Raw genomic sequence first — 18,293 nt, 5'->3', positions numbered from 1 at the left:
TTTTCATATAAGAATAAATTTAGTAAAACAAAGTAAGAGGAATTCTAAAAAGAATTCCTCTTGAATGAATTACTTGCCAAGAAATTTTTGAGTAAAGAAATCTAGTTGATAATCTAATGTGATTGGATCATTAAAATAAAATTCTTTTGCATTTGCTTCAAATACGTGATTATTCTTTACAGCAGGAATATTTTTGTACGTATCTGTTTTCTCAAATGATGTATCTCCATCTTGGTTTTTGCTGAAGATTAAATAATCTCCGGCATATTCAGGAAGAACTTCTGGCGAAATCGCATAGTATCCATCTTTCAAAGCCATTTTCTTTACTTTCTCTGGCATTTTTAATTTCATTTCTTGATAAAGAATTTCCGTTCCGCGTCCCCAGTTATCGCCAAACACATACAACTGCTTGTCAAAGTTCTCAATAACTGAAACCGTGGTATCTTCGCCAATTTTAGTTTTGATGTCAGAACCAGCTTTTGCCGTACGCTTTTTAAAATCGTTTACCCATGACTGTGCTTCTTTTTCTTTATTTAATAGTTTTCCGATTTCTACATGCTGAGTAAGGTAATCTACTTTATCGTATGTATACGTAACGGTAGGAGCAATTTTTTTCAATTTATCAACGTTTTTTGTAGTAGATAAGCCAATAATTAGGTCGGGCTTTAATTTAATGATCTTTTCTAAATTTTCATCTGATACTTCTTCAACGCCTTTTAATTTCTTTTCAAAGCGGGGATTCATTTTAGACCACGAATCAACTCCGACAATATTGACACCTAACGACATGACGTTACCTGCGTAAGAGCCTAACACTACGACACGTTTCGGGTTAGCCGGAACTTTTACAGGACCGTCTTCAGATTGATATGTGATTGTCTTGGATCCGCTGTTTCCTTTATTAGAATCGTTTTTGCTTTCAGTTGAACCGCTGCTGCAGGCACTAATAAGTAATACGAATATGAGCATGAATGGAAGCAGTAATTTTTTCATTTAGTTATCTCCTCTTAATAAGTTATACGTGATGCACATTGGTTTATTGGTTCTCGGGTCTCGTCCGATTTCAGCGTCGATATGAAACACTTTTTTTAGAACGTCATGCGTAATAACTTCGTTACACGTTCCAGCTTTAACAATTTCTCCATCTTTTAAAGCGACAATATAATCTGCAAAGCGAGCGGCTTGATTTAAATCGTGAAGCACCATTACGACGGTACGTTCTTGCTCTTTGTTTAGTTTTTGAAGCAGCTCAAGCACTTCTAACTGATGGGCCATATCTAAGTAGGTAGTCGGCTCGTCGAGGAATATAATGTCGGTTTCTTGAGCTAAAGCCATTGCAATCCACACTCGCTGACGTTGACCGCCTGAAAGAGAGTCAACGAGACGAAACTTGTAGTCTTTTATGCCAGTGACTTCAAGCGCCCAGTCAATCGTTTGATAGTCTTCTTTTGATAGACGTCCAAAACCTTTTTGATAGGGAAAGCGCCCATAAGACACGAGCTCGCCAACAGTCAACCCACTGGCACTTTCCGGCGTTTGAGGGAGAATGGCCATTTTTTTAGCGAGTGATTTTGTATGTTCTTTTGAAATGTTTTCCCCATCCAAAATAACGGAACCAGATTGATGAGAAATAATGCGGGTAATGGCTTTTAAAAGCGTTGATTTGCCGCATCCGTTGGAACCAATAATCGTTGTAATCTTTTTGTCTGGAATGTTAACGCTTAAATTCTTTACTATTAGACGTTCACCATAACTAATATGTAATTTCTCTGTATATAGGCGAACCATATCTGAACCTCCGTTTATATTTAATACAACAAATATATGATAATGATTATCAATATCGTTTTCTTTACATACTATAATTCGAACGTTTTCGTATGTCAATAGTTATTTTTATTGTCAAAACGGTGAAGAAGATGTATATTTAAATGAGAATGATAATCAATAACGGTTGATTATAAGGAGTGAACGTGCATGACACACCATGAACTTTTTGATGTGACAATTATCGGCGGGGGACCGGCTGGCCTTTACTCGGCCTTTTACAGTGGACTAAGAGAAATGAAAACAAAGCTGATTGAATATCAGCCAAAGCTAGGCGGGAAGCTTCACGTTTATCCTGAAAAAATGATTTGGGATGTGGGCGGACAAACTCCTGTGGCTGGTGCAAAGCTTATTGAACAGCTTGTTGAACAAGGGCTGACGTTTGATCCAACTGTTGTTTTAAATGAGAAGATTGAATCCATTTCTCGCTTAAAAGATGGTATTTTCCAGCTAACGAGTTCTTCAGGTGAACGTCATTACTCTAAAACTATTATCCTTGCTGTCGGAGGAGGTATTTTAAACCCGCAAAAGCTCAAAATTGAAGGAGCAGAACGATTTGAAGTAACAAACTTAAACTATACAGTTAAATCTCTGCAGCATTTTAAAAATAAAACGGTGATTGTTTCCGGTGGAGGCAATTCAGCCATTGATTGGGCAAATGAGCTAGAGCCCGTTGCTAAAAAAGTGTATATTACGTACCGAAACAGCGAACTAAATGGTCATGAAGCACAAGTGAGACAATTAATAAATAGCTCAGCTCGGTGTCTGCTTAACACATCTATTACAAAATTAGTGGCTGATGCGACGCATGAATTTATAGAAAAAGTTGAACTGACTAATCATCAAACCGGTGAAATTGCTTACTTGCCGATTGACGAAGTTATTATTAATCACGGCTATGAAAGAGACACAGAGCTGTTAAAGGGCAGTGAACTACATATCAAAACTATTGATGACTATTACATCGCAGGTAATGCAGCAAGCGAAACGTCTGTAGAAGGCGTGTATGCAGCGGGAGATATTCTCATGCACGAAGGAAAAGTCCATTTGATTACAGGTGCTTTTCAAGACGCTGCTAATGCCGTAAACAAAGCAAAACAATTTGTTCAGCCCTCCGCGGCTAAGACAGCTATGGTTTCTTCTCATAATGAAGTATTCAAAAAGCGCAATTCAGCACTAATTAAACAAATGATGACGTAAAGCGAGGTGCAGTGTGCATGTCGCTTCTTTTTCTAGGGTGGAATTATCTAAGCAGGGAGGCAGGGAACGAAAAAAGAAAAGAGAAATATAATAAAAGAAAACGCTTACATTTAAAAAATGACATAGTGCTTGTGTGCATAAGGGGGAAGCCGTATGAACGAAAAAGAGAAATATCAGTTTGAAACAAAAGCCATTCACGCAGGGTATGAATCAAAACATCATTTTGATAGCTTAGCTCCGCCTATTTATCAAACGTCTACATTTACATTCTCATCTCTAGAACAAGGTGCAAGCCGGTTTAGCGGAGCAGAAGATGGTTATGTATATTCCCGGTTATCGAATCCAACGGTCACCATTTTAGAAGAGCGTATGGCACAGCTTGAAGAAGGAGAAGCAGCTTTGGCATTTGGATCGGGAATGGCTGCAGTATCGGCTGTATTGATTGGACTTACAAAAGCAGGCGATCATATTTTGTGTTCTAAAGGAGTGTATGGATGCACGTTTGGTCTCTTAGAAATGCTTGAGGAAAAATATCAAATCCATCATTCTTTCTCCAACTTGGAAACTGAAGAAGAAATTCTTGCTGCTATCAGAAAAGATACAGCATGTATTTATATTGAAACACCGATTAATCCGACTATGACTTTAGTAGATTTAGAGTTAGTTGCTTCTATCGCCAAACAAAAAGGAATTCCTGTGGTAGTAGACAATACCTTTTCAACTCCTTATTTGCAGCAGCCGCTGAAGCTTGGATGCGACTTAGTCATTCATAGCGCAACAAAATTTATTGGTGGACACGGAGATGTTGTTGCAGGAATTGTAGTAGGGAACAAAGAGGTTATTTCCGTACTGCGCAAAACGACGCAAAAAGATATCGGAGGCATTCTTTCCCCGTTTGATGCGTGGCTGTTACTCCGCGGGTTAAAAACACTGGCCGTTCGGATGGATCGTCACTGTGAAAATGCTGAACACATCGCAAAACAATTAAGTCTCCACCCCAAGGTGAAAGCCGTTTATTATCCGGGTGATAAAAAGAGCACTGCTTATTCTCTCATGCAAAAGCAAATGAAAAAAGGAGGGGGGCTTCTCTCTTTTGAAGTGGAAGGCGGTTATGAAGAAACCGTAAAAGTGGTTAATCAGCTTAAGCTCATTTCCATTGCGGTGAGTCTTGGAGATGCTGAAACACTTATTCAGCATCCTGCCTCGATGACGCACGCAGTCGTGCCGGAAGAAGCTCGAAAAGAAATGGGAATCTCAAATGAACTCCTTCGCTTATCAGTTGGGCTGGAAGCATGGGAAGATATTATGAGAGATTTACAGCAGGCATTAGATAGTATATAACAAACGCTCAAACAGCGCTTGAAGTATCTTAAGGATATTTCAAGCGTTGTTTTTTGAATATCAACTGCATGTCATCACTCATAGATCTTTTTTTGCGAGTGGAACTTTACCTACATCTTTAGACAAATGTCCTAGACAGAAGAGATGCCTTTCAATAGACTAAAGGTTATCTGTAAAAATACAATATTTAGGTAAGGAAGGTGCTCTGCTATTATGCTTCATAATCCAACTGGAAAAAAACGTCTAGGATTGGCGTTTCTCCTCAGCACGCTTGCGATATTAGGTCCGCTTAATATCGATATGTATTTGCCAAGTTTCCCTGCTATTGCTGATCATTTAGATGCGCGAGCTTCACTTGTACAGCTTAGTTTAACATCGTGTTTACTAGGCCTTGCCATTGGTCAAATCGTGATCGGTCCAATCAGTGATGCGAAGGGACGAAAACGACCTTTACTCATTTCCATTTCTTTATTTATGATATCATCCTTGCTCTGTGCTTTGGCTCCTACTATTACAGCTTTAGTCATCGCACGCTTTTTACAAGGGTTTACCGCTTCGGCAGGAGTTGTTCTTTCTCGCGCGATTGTCAGAGACGTTTTTAGTGGAAGAGAGCTTACGAAGTTTTTTGCTCTATTAATGGTTATTAATGCCTTTGCGCCAATGATAGCACCAATGGCCGGAGGTGCTATTTTACTTCTTCCTTTTGCAAGCTGGCATACTATTTTCTTGTTTTTAAGTTTAATAGGCCTTTTAATTGTTTTAACAATTTCAATGCGTTTAAAAGAAACTTTGCCAATTGAAAATAGAACGCCAAGTTCAATTGGTCATTCCATTCGCACGATGGGCAGTCTATTACAAGACCGTTCTTTTATTGGGTATGCCTTAATTGTCGGACTGGTCCATGGAGGTAGCTTTGCTTATGTATCAGGCACTCCATTTGTCTATCAAGGGATCTACCATGTTTCTCCGCAAATTTTTAGCATTTTGTTTGGCATTAACGGCTTAGCCATTGTGACTGGAAGCTTTATTATTGGGCGCTTTAGCGGAATTCTTCATGAAAGAAGTCTGCTTCGCATTGCCGTGATTACGGCTGTAAGTGCTACTAGCGTACTTCTTATCATGACCATGCTTAAAGGGCCGCTGGCTACGATTGTTATTCCCATTTTTATTTACATGATCTCTATAGGAATGACGATCACAGGCTCGGTGACATTGGCAATGAAAAATCAAGGACATAGAGCAGGAAGTGCGAGTGCCGTGTTAGGCATGCTTCCACTAACTTTAGGATCCATTGTTTCTCCTTTAGTGGGTATTAACGAAACCACAGCGATTCCGATGGCTGCTATTTTATTTAGTACGGCGCTTTTAGGTTTTGTAGCTTTCTTTACGTTAACTAAAAACAAGAAAGAAACAGAAAAGTGCGAAGTTAACGAGTTTAAAACGAAGGTTTCTCCGTAATCACTTTTTTGAATGTTTGAAAGCATCACTCCTTTGTAAAAATGAGTGATGCAAATTTATTCAAGTATTGGATAATATGTGCTAACCTTAGGGCATGATCGAAAGGAGTGGATAATAATGAGTAAAGTAATTCCTGAAATAACCCTTAATGACGGGGTAACCTTGCCTGCTATAGGTTTTGGTACATACAAGCTTAACGGAAATGAAGGAGTCAACGCTATAACGAGTGCGATTGATGATGAATAGCCCACAATTTAAAGGGGATATCCTCATATCGCCAATAAGCCACTCCTGTTGGGCTATTCTTAGCCTCATGGTCTAAGCTTACCTTCCCCAGTAAGAGATTAGGGCCTATGCCTGCCGTAGCTGTCAGGCGTGTCTTATGATAAATTTCGTCGATAATATTGTGGGCTAATTCTTCTGGTGTACGAGCGAATAGATGCAACGAAGCTGTCGCATCAATAAACAACTCATCAATACTATAGGCATGAAAATCCTCAGGAGCCACATACTGTAACACCAAGCTCGAAATATAGGTCGAAGCCTTGATATACCTCTCAATGGATGGATTCACCACATGGATATCTTTCCTTTTAGGAATGTCGAAAAGATGACTTCCTGTTTTGACCCCTTCTTTCTTTAATAAGGGTGTGGCAGCTAATACAACGGATCCCGACCGTTTGATATCTCCGACTACCGCAAGCTTTGTTTTCAACGGGTTTAATCCTCTTATGACAGAAGAAACTGAAGCATAGAACGCCTTCATGTCGATACATATAATGATTCTGTTTGGTAACTGTTCATCCTCCATTGAAAATACTCCTAAAATAAAAACTCTACATTTTTCCCAATCATTGCTATCACTTGCATAGAATTTATTGTTACATTAACAGAAGTAACTACTACATAACGTAATGGTAAGAGTTCAAAAAGACTAAACCCTAAAGGGGGATAAATGTTGAAAAAAGAATATTTTGTGCAATATTCAGACCAAAGTATAATTGATAGTTTTGACTTTCCAGAAGATAAATTTGTATCTATTACTGTAGGGATTAGGGACATTAATCATGATCTGATCATCTCTTTAGTTCGAAAAATGTTTGGTTTACCTGTTTTTTTTGTTTTAGACTCAATGCTCTCTGGACATGAAAAAGAAACATTGATTAAAAATAAAACGCCTTTTTATGAGCATTCATCAGATGGTGCTATTATTAAAGTTGATTCTGAAAAAAAATTGAGCCATGTTAGTGGATTAGCAGAAGAATTAGTTAAGAATGGGCTCAGTATATTCATTTTCTACGGAGAAGGTATTGTAGAGCAGGATTTAATTCCTTCGAGACAATGGAATAAACCTATAGAATTTAAAAATGTCGATATAGATAAAGTCGATACATTTGTGGATGTGGAAGAGGTTGGATTTACGATATTCAGTAAGAGTGATCTATTTAACTCACCTGGAAAAGTCAAAAATTATATACCTCGTAGCTACTCACTTGATATTAATAGCAGCAATATTTAACATTTCTAAATTAAAAGAAGGAGGGTTTGTAGTCAATGAAGTATAAAAATAATAAGAGTATACTAAAAATGTTAGCTATCATCCTTCTTTCTATAGATCTATTCTTTTATCTTTTAGCACTAAAGAGCCTATACGTTTTCTCTTCAAAGGTTTCGATATATTTTCTGATATTTGTGCTACACTTTATCTATTTATACATAGTCCTTATAACCGTTAGCAAAACAAAAGAGTCTAAAGTTTTTTGGGGAGTAATTGGGCCGTTTTTTATTGTACCTATAGCAATCGTTGGGTGGTTCACGTTCTTTTATACTAATAAAGTTGACTATTATGATCTAAGTTCCCCTAAGAATACCCAAAAAATTATTATTGGTTATTCCAATTGGAGTCTTGGAGAAACTAACCATTACTATGATTTTTATAAACAAACGGAATTCCCTTTGGTGAAAAAACGAATAAATCAAGAACCTCTTCATGTCATGACACGAAATACGGATATGAGCGATTTAAATGTTTTAGGAGCTCATGATGCACAATGGGGAAATGAACAAACAGTAACTTTTACATCTCCATATCTAAATAAGGAAGTAACCTTTAATTTAAAGTAAGTACTTTTTTCTACTTAAACAACAGAGTTGAGAAAAAGCCTGTATCTAAGGAGATCCAGGCTTTTTATTTTCTAGTTTAGTTACCATAAGTTTGATTATAGGAACCATACAAAAATATGAGCTCTTGATATACAAGGGCTCTTTAACCTTCCATATTTTTCGTCACACAGTTATTTTTGTTATTGCGTCATCTTCCCAGGTAACATATATTTTAAATCTTTGTAAAACGCAGTTTTATCACTTTCAATTGCTACTATATCTTTATTCACAAGTGAAGCCTCTTCTTACTGCTCAATGAAACCTGCCTTAAATCATATAATTAATTCTACAATAATTGGATTAATTTAATTAAAATAGAAAAAAAGATATTATTGGACATTAGGAGGTATTTATGTACAAATTTTTGATTTTTATTATAGTAGCGTTTTATATCGCTCATTATGTTGAAAAATACTTAAGAAAAAAGATGCACTTAGAAACCGATCCAGAGATTTACAGAAAAAAAGTAAACAGGTGGCACTCAAGAATAGAAGTTGTACTATACATAATATTTTTATTTTCCCTAAGCTATTATAATCAAGTCCCTATGTGGATTATTTTAGCTGCTTTTTGTATTGTTTATCAGGGATTTAATATATTTATGGAATGGAAATTTGCAAGAGAAACGAGGGAACACCTCTTAGCCGTTATTTTCTTCTTCTTTTATTTAGCTTCTATAGGAGTTGGCACTTTATTAAATGTATTTTAAATAGGAGTTGAATATTATTGCTAAAAACATTTTTATACCTCTTACTATTATTGTTAGTAGCATCTCTTATTACAAAGTATCTTGCTATAAAATTAAATGTTAAAGATGACCTCGACACTGAAAAAATTATGTGAACAAGTGGCATAAATGGGTAGAAAAAAGTTTTTATTATACTCTTTATTGCTTTTGAACAGGTTCCTATGTGGGGCATGTTAATTATTTTCTGTTTATGTTATTTAAGTTTCCGAATCTTTATGGAGTGGAGATATAACGGAGAAACGAGGGAATATTTACTGTCATTTAGTCTCCTGATATATTTTTTAATAGCAATTATTATTGGAGCAATATTGAATGTTTTCTAATGGTTTATTTATACATACACAAAGAGCTATGTACGTTATAAAAAGCATAGAAAATAAATACACTATAATACATAAAAGCAGGTGGAAATAATTTTTATACCTATATTAGTTTTACTAGTTGGTTTGTATCTATTAATCTCGGGAATTTTAATCATTGTAAAAGATAAAAACACAAAAGGAAAGACTAAAAAAACTTTAGTTTTTTTAGCAGTAGCATCCGATATAGTTACTGATCCAGTGTCGTCTTCTGGGTTCCGTATTATGCTTGGTGCTGTTCTTATAATAGGTGGATTAATTTTATTATAAGAAATACCTATTGGTATATAACTATGTTTCAAAAGGACTCATATCAATTAACCGGTATGAATCCTTTTTTATTACTAAAAACGTTCGTAAAAGTGCATGGATTCCAGAAGACGTTCATAATTGTTTTTATAACTTAAGCGAACGATAAAGATGATAGATTTCTCATGAAAAAGAAAAGTTCGTAAAGGTATACTTTTACGGACTTTTCATTTTGTTGTATATACAGAAAAGCACACTTTTATTGTTGAAACTCCTCTGGCCAACCTTCTCTATTGGAGAACGTCTCATAACTACACCCACTCATGTATTCAAAGTCATATCCCTTTTTTAAATAATAAGCTTCTGATGAAAGAGACAGTAAGATTTCAAATTCAGTGTCCTTGAGCATTTTGGAAGGAGTAGATAAAACATCTTCAAAAAATCCCTTACCACGAGCCACTACTGCACATCTGGCATATAAGAAAAGGTCAGGCGAGAAATGTTGATTTTGTGGAGAATAACAATGTTCTCCCATTTCTTTTGCATGTTCTTCTGTATCTAATAAAAAGAGCTTATAAGATAGTGCCTCTTCAAAATGTCTTATTTTCCATACAGTAAAAGTAGAAAGTTTCTTGATAGCAGCATCTACAATTGCCTCTTCAGCTTCCTTACTCCAGTCTAATAAAGAAATAATTTCCCAAAAGACTTGATCATCCATCATTTTCTTTGGTTTTGAAATCGTGTTTTTACGAGCGTAGGCATCGGCTTCCTCTATTTTCTTCTGCATCTCATGTTTAAACCCTTGTGGATCTGTTGCTTCTCGCCATTTATAGTAAACATCTATTCCACATTCTTTTGACCATTTTCCAGCGTATATATTAGACTCCACCCCTATTTCGTCTGTAGTTAGAGGGATATTTCCGATAAAACTTAACTCTTTAGGTAACTTTCCATCTACCCATTCGAACAAAGGCTTTTCTAACCCGTCTGCTATAGATTTCGTAATTAAAATTTGATGAATTCCTTTTGATTCTATTGTTGGAATCTGTTCATCTATATAACTTGTAATACCAAGAAGATAAGAGCGATCAATGATATCCATTACTTTAACTGCACCATACTTATTCATCGGTAATGGTGTAGCAAAAATATCGCCTACTTGTACTGACTTTTTTGAATTCACTATATGCAATTCCTTTCAATTAATAATTTAGTTATTAGTAGAAGGTACCTGTCAATCATTCTGTATGACATACAAAATGTGTTATAAGTAGTTATTCTTTAATTCTCATTATCGGATCTTGATCATGAAATCCTATGCATAGTGGGACAGTCAGTTTCATGCTTTTTGCAACTGTCCCAAAAGCTACAAGCGTTCTTACAATTAAAAATAGTGTTATAGCCTTTGCCTTTTCTGTAGCATCAAAGCCGTTCTCTTTATAAACCTGAGCAAACTCTTTGTTACTAGGTCCTTCAATTTCGTCTATCCAATCACTGGCCCAGTCATCATCTTCTTCAAAGAGACTACTATATCCATCACAAATAAAAAATGTACTTCCCCAATTATTATCCATATCATATTCAAAATAAATGGCTTTTGCAGACTGTTCATTTACTATATGCACAGCTTCTTGAAGGCTACTCTTTACTTGCTTTTGAAAAGTATCTAAATTTATATTATGAATCCGTTCTGCTGCATTACCTTTCACTGTAGTAGAGCATAATTCATAATACTTAGCTTCCATTTCTTCGTATGATTTCTCAAACAATTCTGCTTGTAGTTCTTCTAAGTAATCAAAGATATTCATTAAGTTTCTTCCTTTCCATAAATACCGTCTAAATAATAAAAGTTAATGATTAATACTTACTACCCAGGTAATTTTCTACGTTTTGTTTTTTGTGTATATATAGAATCTGATCTTGAAGACAGTGCCTGTACTGACGCACATTCATATAATTCTTTTAATGTATCCCTCTCCGCATAAACCTTCATATATTCAATACCATTAGAGGCTGAAAAGCAAAGACCAACTAGCTTCTCTTTAGTAACTACATCTTTACAAAATCTAATAGCTGCAGCACTTTCTCCTGAATTAGGATTTTCCGAAATACTAGGATCATAACAGGAAGTGAAAATGTTTAGCTTCTTAAGCTTTTCTGACTCTAGAAAGATTAAAATTGAACCTCTCTGCCATCCTGTTGCATTCCAAAGTTGTTCATATCCTTTGATGACTTCCTTTTTTAACTCTAGTTTGTATTTGTTACGAGTAAAAGAAAGTATATCAGTACACTGTTGAAATAATTCTGTATCTTTTTTGAGACCATACACATAGCATTCTTCGGCACACAAGAGCAGTGGGCGGAGAATCAACTCATGTGCTGGAAGTGCCTCGTTTTCTTCATAATCGTAGTATCCATTTGGGATTAAGTTAACAAAAAAATGATTCAAAAAAAGCTCCACCTTTCAACAAAAAATCAATTATTTTAATGGAACAAATACTGACTATAAAATCAGCGTTTGTTTCATTCAGATATATCTTTAATATCAAATTCAAATACGGATTTTTTCTCCTCTTTAGACATGCCAGTAAAGAATTTTTTATGTACTCTTAATTTTTTTGTTTTTGTAGGGAATATCGTTTCTAACCATGTGGCCCCAATAGGAGTATGCTCTGGTTGAGCATTTATCTTTTCAAGAAATTCTTCATACTCTTTTAAGATTTCCTCATTTATGAGTGAAACATCTATTTTCCTGCTTTCATAATCAAGCTTAGCAATATCTTCTGCTGTAACATATCCTTCAATTATTTTTACAACTCCAAATTCCGAAGGCATACGTTTACTATTTAAAGAAACGAAGAAATAAAGATAATTTGGTAAGCGAAAAAGTCCCTTTTTTGTATCTTTTTTATTCGCAAGATAAAGCCAATCTCCTCGGCTGGCATAACAATTTAAATCTTTATTATTGAACCCAACTAACATCTTTTCATACTTCTTCATAATAGTAACTCCCTTATACATTAACTAACTCAATTATATATTTTAAGTTGTGAACGTTGTATAAACCTATAAAAAGGATAAAAGTTGAGTTTTTAATCTTCCTCCAGGCTTATATAATTAAATTTGTACATTAACGACGTATAAAACCTTGCATAATCAGCAAAACAAACAAGTGAACAAGTCCTTCGTATTCAATGGCTCGTTTGTTGTATGTCTTTTAAAAAGAAGCACTACGTTAACTAATTTTGTATACCATATTCACCTTGAAAGATTTAAAATTATGTTATAGAGGTGATGACAATGTATGAGTTTCTAGAAGAAGAAATAAAAAATATATACCAAGATGATAATAAGAAATTACGAACAAAAACAGTAATGTATGGGAAACTCGAACATAGATGGCATACGTATCTACACCCTAGTTTGACAAGGGAAGAGGTAAAAGAGTTTGAGTCAAGGGTAGGAAATAGCTTTCCTTCAGCATATAAAGAATTTCTTTCTTTCTATAATGGTTGTTACTTATTTGATTTATTAAGAATGGGTGGAAAAGAACTTGAAAGTTATAAAGGCTTGACTATTGAAGAACAAGTACGTTCTACTGTTGATGTAGAAGATATTCAAGGGATACATTTGAGAAAGCGTACGCCTAAAGAACATTTCATTTTTGCAGATTCTTTGGTAAAAAATACTTATTATGTAATGGATAAGGATGAAAATGTATTGGAAGTTGATTGTAAAACAAAAAAAGTAATAGAAAGCTACGATACTCTTAAAGATTTTATTGTCCAGATTGTTCAAGAAGGTAAAGATAATATAGCTAATGAGATATATTTTGAATTTAAATAATCACATATTTTGATTTGAAGAGAATAAACCTGTAATTTAGTCTATTTACATGGCAGAATATAAAGGTTACAAAGGAAAAGGTAGAGATGAATGTAAATAATAAATGGTTTTTAGCTAAGTATGAGCCTGCAGCCAAAATAGGGGCTTATAAGTGGGACTATAAATTTGATAATAGCATTGAAGCAATGCGGTTAGTAAATAGATATCTAATTGAAAAAAATAAGCTATTCTCGTTTTTGAGTAATAATGGTTACTTTTTTTATATTCTGCAGCCTGTTGAGGGCCACAGTAAAATACAAAAACTATTATATGAAAGAAACCTTCAAAAGAATGGATTTAAAGAGTTAGACTATTCTTATGTAAAGGACGAAAAGGATTACACACCTTTTGTGTCGGAAGAGGTTCGAACGATTAAATATTGTTATAAGAACTTAACTAAGTATGATGATGAACAATTCACTCTTGATCTGTTTAATAAAAGTTTAGATACAGTTATTTTATTTTCTGAAGAAGACATTTCTAAAAATTTAATAGTTGATTATTTAAAAAATGAGGAATCACATCTTTGGAGAAATAAAGAAGCAGGTGGAATACTTAATTTTTTAAGCGAGAAAAGGATAGGTTTAGTATATAAACATGGTTATTTTTTTCATGAAGAAGCTACTGCACGACCAGAATTAGAAGAAATGGTATTTATATGTTACGTTCCTTGGATACTAAATTAGTTAACAAAATAAAAAGCCACCCAGTATTTGCAGGACAGGTGGCTTTTTACTATAAAATGCATGTGCAAACACATTATAATATATATTTTCCATAAATACTACATTTTAGAGGGTTAGCATATGAATAAAAAGTGCACTTTTTATTCATGTATTTTGCGAATGCCCTTGCAAAGAACGTTGAGAAATCAAGGATGTATAAAAAGCTGCATATTCCGGAAAAAGAACTCTTGGCAGAACGGCTCTGCGACAAGGGTTCTTTTTCTTTATGTGTTCCGGAAAGAGTGATTATGTTAACTAGCTATGTATACTATATACATAGCTAGTTTGTAGAAAAAAGAGAAATTTATATTACATGATATTCTTTTAATGCAAATTCAATTCCATCTTCACTTGATTTCTTTGTTACGAAATCAGCAACCATCTTTAACTTTTCATGACCGTTACCCATTGCAATTCCGAGTCCCACTAATTCTAACATATCAATATCATTTTCCCCGTCTCCAAATGCAATAGCCTCTGATTTATCTATACCGAAATATTCTAAAACTTTCAGTATTGCTAAAGATTTTGTAACATCCTCTTGAAGAACACTTAATACATAAGGATGCCATCTTTTGAACATTAAATGCGGGAATTTTTGTATATACTGCTCAACCGTCTTGTCATTAGCATACAAACACATTAAATAGATCTCTTCATTGTAAATAAGTTCATTAGTTTTAGGATAATCATTTAATGACAATGTTTCCTTTAGTGCTTTTAATATATTTTCTTCTTTTACACCATTCATATTGAATTCTTTTGTATAAAATGAAAGGCCATGATTTTCTGTTGTTGCATATTCAAATATCTCTTGCACAATGCGCTTATCCATTGTTAATTTATGAATGACCTCTTGATTATGTATAGTAAACGCCCCATTGGCTGTAATAAACGTATCTATACCTAACTGTCTGATTTCTTCACACATAGATAGAGGTCTTCCCGTAGCAGCTACTACTTTTAGACCTTTGTCTTTTAAGCTCTTTACTGCCTCTATAGTTTTTTCAGAAATACTTCCATTTTCATGATGTGTAAGGGTTCCATCAACATCAAAGAACACAATCTTATAACTCATATTAATCCCCCTGGTAAAGTTAAAAGTGAAAACATAGTACATGTATTAGTTTTAACCATTGATAAATTCAATTACAATATTTTACCATTAATATGTGGGATGTAGAAGGATTTCTTCACTACCGATAATGTGTTTTATGTTAACTAAGGGTGTATATACATATTAATTATATCGTTTAAAGAGGTTTATTTACTAAAAACCATTTTTGTATATAATTGGATAAAAGGAGGTTTTTATGACTTATAATAAGAATAAATTAAAAATACTAGGGGCTACCTCATTTGGAGCTGTAATTGGATCTATCTTAGGAATACTAGCTTATACGCACAATTGGCTAGGATAAATACATTAAAGAAAAATTAGCAGCAAGGGATGTGGATCTTTACCTTGAAAACAAAGAAAACTAGATCCTCTCACAACATATCCAATTTTTTTGCTAAAGCATTTACGGTTATTTTTATAACTTTAATCGTTACTATTACTATTTCATTAATGCTAGGAGCATTTGTGTTTGGATTTGTTGGTTTATTTGAAATACTTGGCGTACAATACGACTCATTTTTATCCCTATTAATATTCCTATTACTGTTTTTTATTATTGGATTTATAGTAGATTTCCTATCCATATTTCTTATTAATATATTTTCTCAACAAATTAAAAGTTCTAAAAGAAAATTCCTCGTGAGACTAGTCATCGATTGTAGCTTTTCTTGGTTTGCTATACATAATGCTGATGAATTAATTAGCAGCATTAGTATTTCCTCTATAACTGAGCTTATAGCTGTTTTTCTCCTCTTTTTGTTAGAAGTGGTAATGGATATGAATAGCAAAGGAGAAAGTAATAAGAGCTCATTAGTTCCTTAAGCCCTTTGAAGGCCTAGTGCAAAAGTTAATTCAACCTAACGGAAAATAGTAAGGAAAAAAGGTAGTGTATAGTATGTTTTATATTTCGTAACACTAGCTCCAATTGTTTGTTTACTATTCAAGAGGGGGATATTAATGAAAAATATATCGAAACATCATGATGTCCAACGAAAATATAGAGAAAAGATACAAAACAAACAAGAACTAAACACATATGCCAGAGGGTGGTTCTTGTTCATTTTATTTGCTGTACTTCTCGTTGTATGGAGTTACTTTTTGGGAGGAACGTTTATGCCTTATCGAACAATATAGGAGAATGAACGTTAATATTCTTTATAGTATTATAAATTAATTTCTTAAAAAGAAGAACATCCTATTTGATGTTCTTCTTTTTATATTAATAACGGCTATTTTATGTTAGAAAAAGTATTTAGTTAACAGTTTTCTTTTATTACATTGAAAAAAACGAGAATTAGTGTAAAATTACACTAATTATATAAAAATACAACTTATTAGTGTTTTGTTTTGGAGGTGTAATATATGGTGAAAGCTAATTTATTTATATGTATTTTTCTACTCTCGGCTACAGTATTAGCAATATTTGGTCAGGATATCTCTTATTTTATGGATAAGAACATAATAAAGTTAAATCCAATCTACTACTTGACTGCTACAACATGCATAAGCATTTTTTTATATCTAGTTACAATAGTATCGACTTACATATTCAATAAAAAAAATAAACTTAAAAAGAGTATCTTAGATGTGTATTGGCTTGTTATTTTAGGACTTAGTTTGTTTGTTTCTCTATGGTCATTATTTGTTTTAGCCATGTGGTGGGGATAATTTTATTACTACCACTAACGTTAATTATGGTAACTAGAAACAAAGGTATATGTTATTATATTCCAGGAGGCGAGGAAATTTTGAACATGGGCTTAGGAGTTATGTTAATATTTTTTGCAATTTTATTTATTTTATGGGGGCTATTCTCACGTAAGCAGAAGAATAGAATTGTAAGTAGTGCGTCGTTAGTGGTAGGAACAGTTGTCTTACTTACAAGCATTCTATTGTTAACTGGAATATATGATCCATATGCTAACCATATTAAATAAAAATCAAATAGGCAGAAGTTCTTTATTTTAAAAGGGCTTCTACCTATTTGATTTCCCATAAAATCCATTATGATAACTAACTTTGTATAAGAAATACAATAATAACTCTAAACCAGTAGTAATCTTCATCGTGCTCTAATTATCATTATTACAAAATTATAGGAATTAAATAGAGAGGAATGATAGAATGCCATTTGTAGTAGGTTATGGAATTGCCATCATAGGAGCGATGATAGCTTATCAACTAAGCAAGGGAAAAACAAAAAAAAGAAAATACATTGTTTGGGGAATAGCGCTAATGTTGACCATTGCACCATTTTTATCTTTTGCAATTGGTTTGACATACGCAGTTATTGCAGAAAACGGATGGGCAGCCTTAATAATGTGGTATATCTTTCCCGTAATTTTCGTAATAGGACTTATAGTGTTATTGATTGGTATTTTCAAGAAAAAAGAGCAAAGAAAAGAAGCAGATCTTTAATTAAAGGTTTGCTTTTTATTTCACCCAAAATTACTCAATGAAAAGTGGGCTTTTTTCAATGTAAACTAAGCGTTGTCATATGTATACCAAGGGTTTATCGCTTTATATTGATTAAAACCATACACTGATTATGAAGGAGGCAGCTAAGATGAAACTTGCTGAACAGATTAGAAAGATACGTAAAAACGAAAATCTTTCACAAGAGCAGTTAGGTCAAAAAATGAATGTGACTAGACAAGCAATTTATAAATGGGAAAGTGGAAAAGGATACCCTGACATTCAAAACCTAATAATGCTAAGTGAACTATTTGAAATTAGTCTTGATGAGTTAATAAAGGGAGATCGTTCTTTACAAGGTAAGATCAAAGTGAAAGGAGGGACGGGGATGTTCTCTAATCGTAGTCTTTTATCGGCATTAAACTATTTTAGTTTGTTTTTCGCTCCACTTGTTTTTCCACTTATTACACTGATATTTGGTTATAAGGAAATGAAGAAGCATGGAAAGAGAGCATTTATATCTCATTTAATACCGACTTTAACTCTTATTGTTATAGCAATCTGTTATTACATATCTGCTAAATTAGCTGGAACAAAGACACCTAATCCTGTATTAGTTAGTGGCTGTACAATTGTAATCTTTCTAATTACGTTTGGTGTTATTGTATGGAACGTAAAAGAAGGTATTAAACAATTAAAAGCATAAATATTAAATTAGGAATTATTAGATTAAATAAACGCACTCACCTTTCATTTAGGCGGGTGCGTTTATTTTTAGATGCTTCTTACAATCCGTTTTATGT

21 protein-coding genes and 2 pseudogenes are annotated in these 18,293 nt (G+C 33.8%); 15 read left to right on the top strand and 8 right to left on the bottom strand.

Translation table 11 applies throughout. The features are described 5' to 3' along the window. Positions 1 to 69 precede the first annotated feature (69 nt). Positions 70 to 993: an iron-hydroxamate ABC transporter substrate-binding protein gene (locus tag ACFX40_RS01285; RefSeq protein ID WP_377253914.1), complete on the bottom strand. Its 924-nt coding sequence runs from the start codon at positions 991 to 993 to the stop codon at positions 70 to 72. Continuing rightward, positions 994 to 1,788 (bottom strand): ABC transporter ATP-binding protein, encoded by a 795-nt coding sequence (locus ACFX40_RS01280; protein WP_016763554.1) that lies wholly within the window; start codon positions 1,786 to 1,788, stop codon positions 994 to 996. Positions 1,789 to 1,977: 189 nt separating this feature from the next. Here ACFX40_RS01280 and ACFX40_RS01275 point away from each other — a divergent pair, with 189 nt between their 5' ends. The 4 genes and pseudogenes from ACFX40_RS01275 to ACFX40_RS01260 all read left to right on the top strand — a co-directional run. Next, positions 1,978 to 3,027, top strand: a complete 1,050-nt coding sequence (locus tag ACFX40_RS01275; protein ID WP_377253912.1) for an NAD(P)/FAD-dependent oxidoreductase — start codon at positions 1,978 to 1,980, stop codon at positions 3,025 to 3,027. A 153-nt stretch (positions 3,028 to 3,180) separates the two neighbouring features. Next, positions 3,181 to 4,368 (top strand): methionine gamma-lyase, encoded by a 1,188-nt coding sequence (gene megL / locus ACFX40_RS01270; protein ID WP_102813269.1) that lies wholly within the window; start codon positions 3,181 to 3,183, stop codon positions 4,366 to 4,368. Positions 4,369 to 4,581: 213 nt separating this feature from the next. Further along, positions 4,582 to 5,826 (top strand): Bcr/CflA family efflux MFS transporter, encoded by a 1,245-nt coding sequence (locus tag ACFX40_RS01265; protein ID WP_060746755.1) that lies wholly within the window; start codon positions 4,582 to 4,584, stop codon positions 5,824 to 5,826. A 117-nt stretch (positions 5,827 to 5,943) separates the two neighbouring features. Further along, a pseudogene (locus tag ACFX40_RS01260) lies at positions 5,944 to 6,063 on the top strand (aldo/keto reductase); the annotation flags it as partial. Positions 6,064 to 6,067: 4 nt separating this feature from the next. Here ACFX40_RS01260 and ACFX40_RS01255 read toward each other — a convergent pair. Beyond that, positions 6,068 to 6,637, bottom strand: a pseudogene (locus tag ACFX40_RS01255) (Y-family DNA polymerase); the annotation flags it as partial. Between the two features lie 144 nt (positions 6,638 to 6,781). On the opposite strand from ACFX40_RS01255, the gene ACFX40_RS01250 reads away from it, so the two are divergent. From ACFX40_RS01250 to ACFX40_RS01235, 4 genes are all read left to right on the top strand, one after another. Further along, on the top strand, positions 6,782 to 7,345 hold the full coding sequence (locus tag ACFX40_RS01250; protein ID WP_235568729.1) for a hypothetical protein: 564 nt from the start codon (positions 6,782 to 6,784) through the stop codon (positions 7,343 to 7,345). 35 nt (positions 7,346 to 7,380) lie between these two features. Further along, positions 7,381 to 7,950 (top strand): hypothetical protein, encoded by a 570-nt coding sequence (locus ACFX40_RS01245; RefSeq protein ID WP_060746756.1) that lies wholly within the window; start codon positions 7,381 to 7,383, stop codon positions 7,948 to 7,950. 391 nt (positions 7,951 to 8,341) lie between these two features. After that, positions 8,342 to 8,698 (top strand): DUF4181 domain-containing protein, encoded by a 357-nt coding sequence (locus tag ACFX40_RS01240; protein ID WP_060746757.1) that lies wholly within the window; start codon positions 8,342 to 8,344, stop codon positions 8,696 to 8,698. A 167-nt stretch (positions 8,699 to 8,865) separates the two neighbouring features. Further along, positions 8,866 to 9,060: a DUF4181 domain-containing protein gene (locus ACFX40_RS01235; protein WP_377254440.1), complete on the top strand. Its 195-nt coding sequence runs from the start codon at positions 8,866 to 8,868 to the stop codon at positions 9,058 to 9,060. A gap of 544 nt (positions 9,061 to 9,604) precedes the next feature. Here the strand turns inward: ACFX40_RS01235 and ACFX40_RS01230 are convergent. The 4 genes from ACFX40_RS01230 to ACFX40_RS01215 all read right to left on the bottom strand — a co-directional run bounded on the left by ACFX40_RS01230 (position 9,605) and on the right by ACFX40_RS01215 (position 12,345). Further along, on the bottom strand, positions 9,605 to 10,528 hold the full coding sequence (locus ACFX40_RS01230; RefSeq protein WP_377253910.1) for a DUF4240 domain-containing protein: 924 nt from the start codon (positions 10,526 to 10,528) through the stop codon (positions 9,605 to 9,607). Between the two features lie 91 nt (positions 10,529 to 10,619). After that, positions 10,620 to 11,153 carry a hypothetical protein gene (locus tag ACFX40_RS01225; RefSeq protein WP_377253908.1) on the bottom strand — a complete coding sequence of 178 codons (534 nt, stop codon included), beginning with the start codon at positions 11,151 to 11,153 and terminating at the stop codon, positions 10,620 to 10,622. A gap of 59 nt (positions 11,154 to 11,212) precedes the next feature. Then, positions 11,213 to 11,794 (bottom strand): hypothetical protein, encoded by a 582-nt coding sequence (locus ACFX40_RS01220; RefSeq protein ID WP_377253906.1) that lies wholly within the window; start codon positions 11,792 to 11,794, stop codon positions 11,213 to 11,215. 74 nt (positions 11,795 to 11,868) lie between these two features. Beyond that, positions 11,869 to 12,345 carry a hypothetical protein gene (locus ACFX40_RS01215; RefSeq protein ID WP_377253904.1) on the bottom strand — a complete coding sequence of 159 codons (477 nt, stop codon included), beginning with the start codon at positions 12,343 to 12,345 and terminating at the stop codon, positions 11,869 to 11,871. 300 nt (positions 12,346 to 12,645) lie between these two features. Between ACFX40_RS01215 and ACFX40_RS01210 the strand changes: the two genes are divergently transcribed. Next, positions 12,646 to 13,191 (top strand): SMI1/KNR4 family protein, encoded by a 546-nt coding sequence (locus ACFX40_RS01210; protein WP_377253902.1) that lies wholly within the window; start codon positions 12,646 to 12,648, stop codon positions 13,189 to 13,191. A gap of 86 nt (positions 13,192 to 13,277) precedes the next feature. After that, a complete protein-coding gene (locus tag ACFX40_RS01205) occupies positions 13,278 to 13,916 on the top strand; it encodes a hypothetical protein (protein WP_377253900.1) in 639 nt (212 codons plus the stop codon). A gap of 343 nt (positions 13,917 to 14,259) precedes the next feature. Here ACFX40_RS01205 and ACFX40_RS01200 read toward each other — a convergent pair whose 3' ends face one another. Next, positions 14,260 to 15,033, bottom strand: a complete 774-nt coding sequence (locus tag ACFX40_RS01200) for a Cof-type HAD-IIB family hydrolase (protein WP_377253898.1) — start codon at positions 15,031 to 15,033, stop codon at positions 14,260 to 14,262. A 387-nt stretch (positions 15,034 to 15,420) separates the two neighbouring features. On the opposite strand from ACFX40_RS01200, the gene ACFX40_RS01195 reads away from it, so the two are divergent. The 5 genes from ACFX40_RS01195 (at position 15,421) to ACFX40_RS01175 (ending at position 18,196) form a co-directional block, all read left to right on the top strand. Next, positions 15,421 to 15,897 carry a YrvL family regulatory protein gene (locus tag ACFX40_RS01195; RefSeq protein ID WP_377253896.1) on the top strand — a complete coding sequence of 159 codons (477 nt, stop codon included), beginning with the start codon at positions 15,421 to 15,423 and terminating at the stop codon, positions 15,895 to 15,897. Positions 15,898 to 16,032: 135 nt separating this feature from the next. Further along, a complete protein-coding gene (locus tag ACFX40_RS01190; RefSeq protein ID WP_263036249.1) occupies positions 16,033 to 16,209 on the top strand; it encodes a hypothetical protein in 177 nt (58 codons plus the stop codon). Between the two features lie 228 nt (positions 16,210 to 16,437). Then, positions 16,438 to 16,743 (top strand): hypothetical protein, encoded by a 306-nt coding sequence (locus tag ACFX40_RS01185; RefSeq protein WP_377253894.1) that lies wholly within the window; start codon positions 16,438 to 16,440, stop codon positions 16,741 to 16,743. Between the two features lie 456 nt (positions 16,744 to 17,199). Further along, complete coding sequence (locus ACFX40_RS01180; RefSeq protein ID WP_377253892.1) at positions 17,200 to 17,493, top strand: hypothetical protein; 294 nt, start codon at positions 17,200 to 17,202, stop codon at positions 17,491 to 17,493. Between the two features lie 148 nt (positions 17,494 to 17,641). Then, positions 17,642 to 18,196, top strand: a complete 555-nt coding sequence (locus ACFX40_RS01175) for a helix-turn-helix domain-containing protein (RefSeq protein ID WP_377253890.1) — start codon at positions 17,642 to 17,644, stop codon at positions 18,194 to 18,196. Positions 18,197 to 18,293 lie beyond the last annotated feature (97 nt).

This window comes from Priestia sp. YIM B13552 (assembly GCF_042787775.1).
In the GTDB taxonomy this organism is placed as follows: Bacteria; Bacillota; Bacilli; order Bacillales; family Bacillaceae_H; genus Priestia; species Priestia megaterium_E.
The sequence above is the reverse complement of the archived record's forward strand: the minus strand, read 5'-3'. Positions and strand labels throughout refer to the sequence as shown.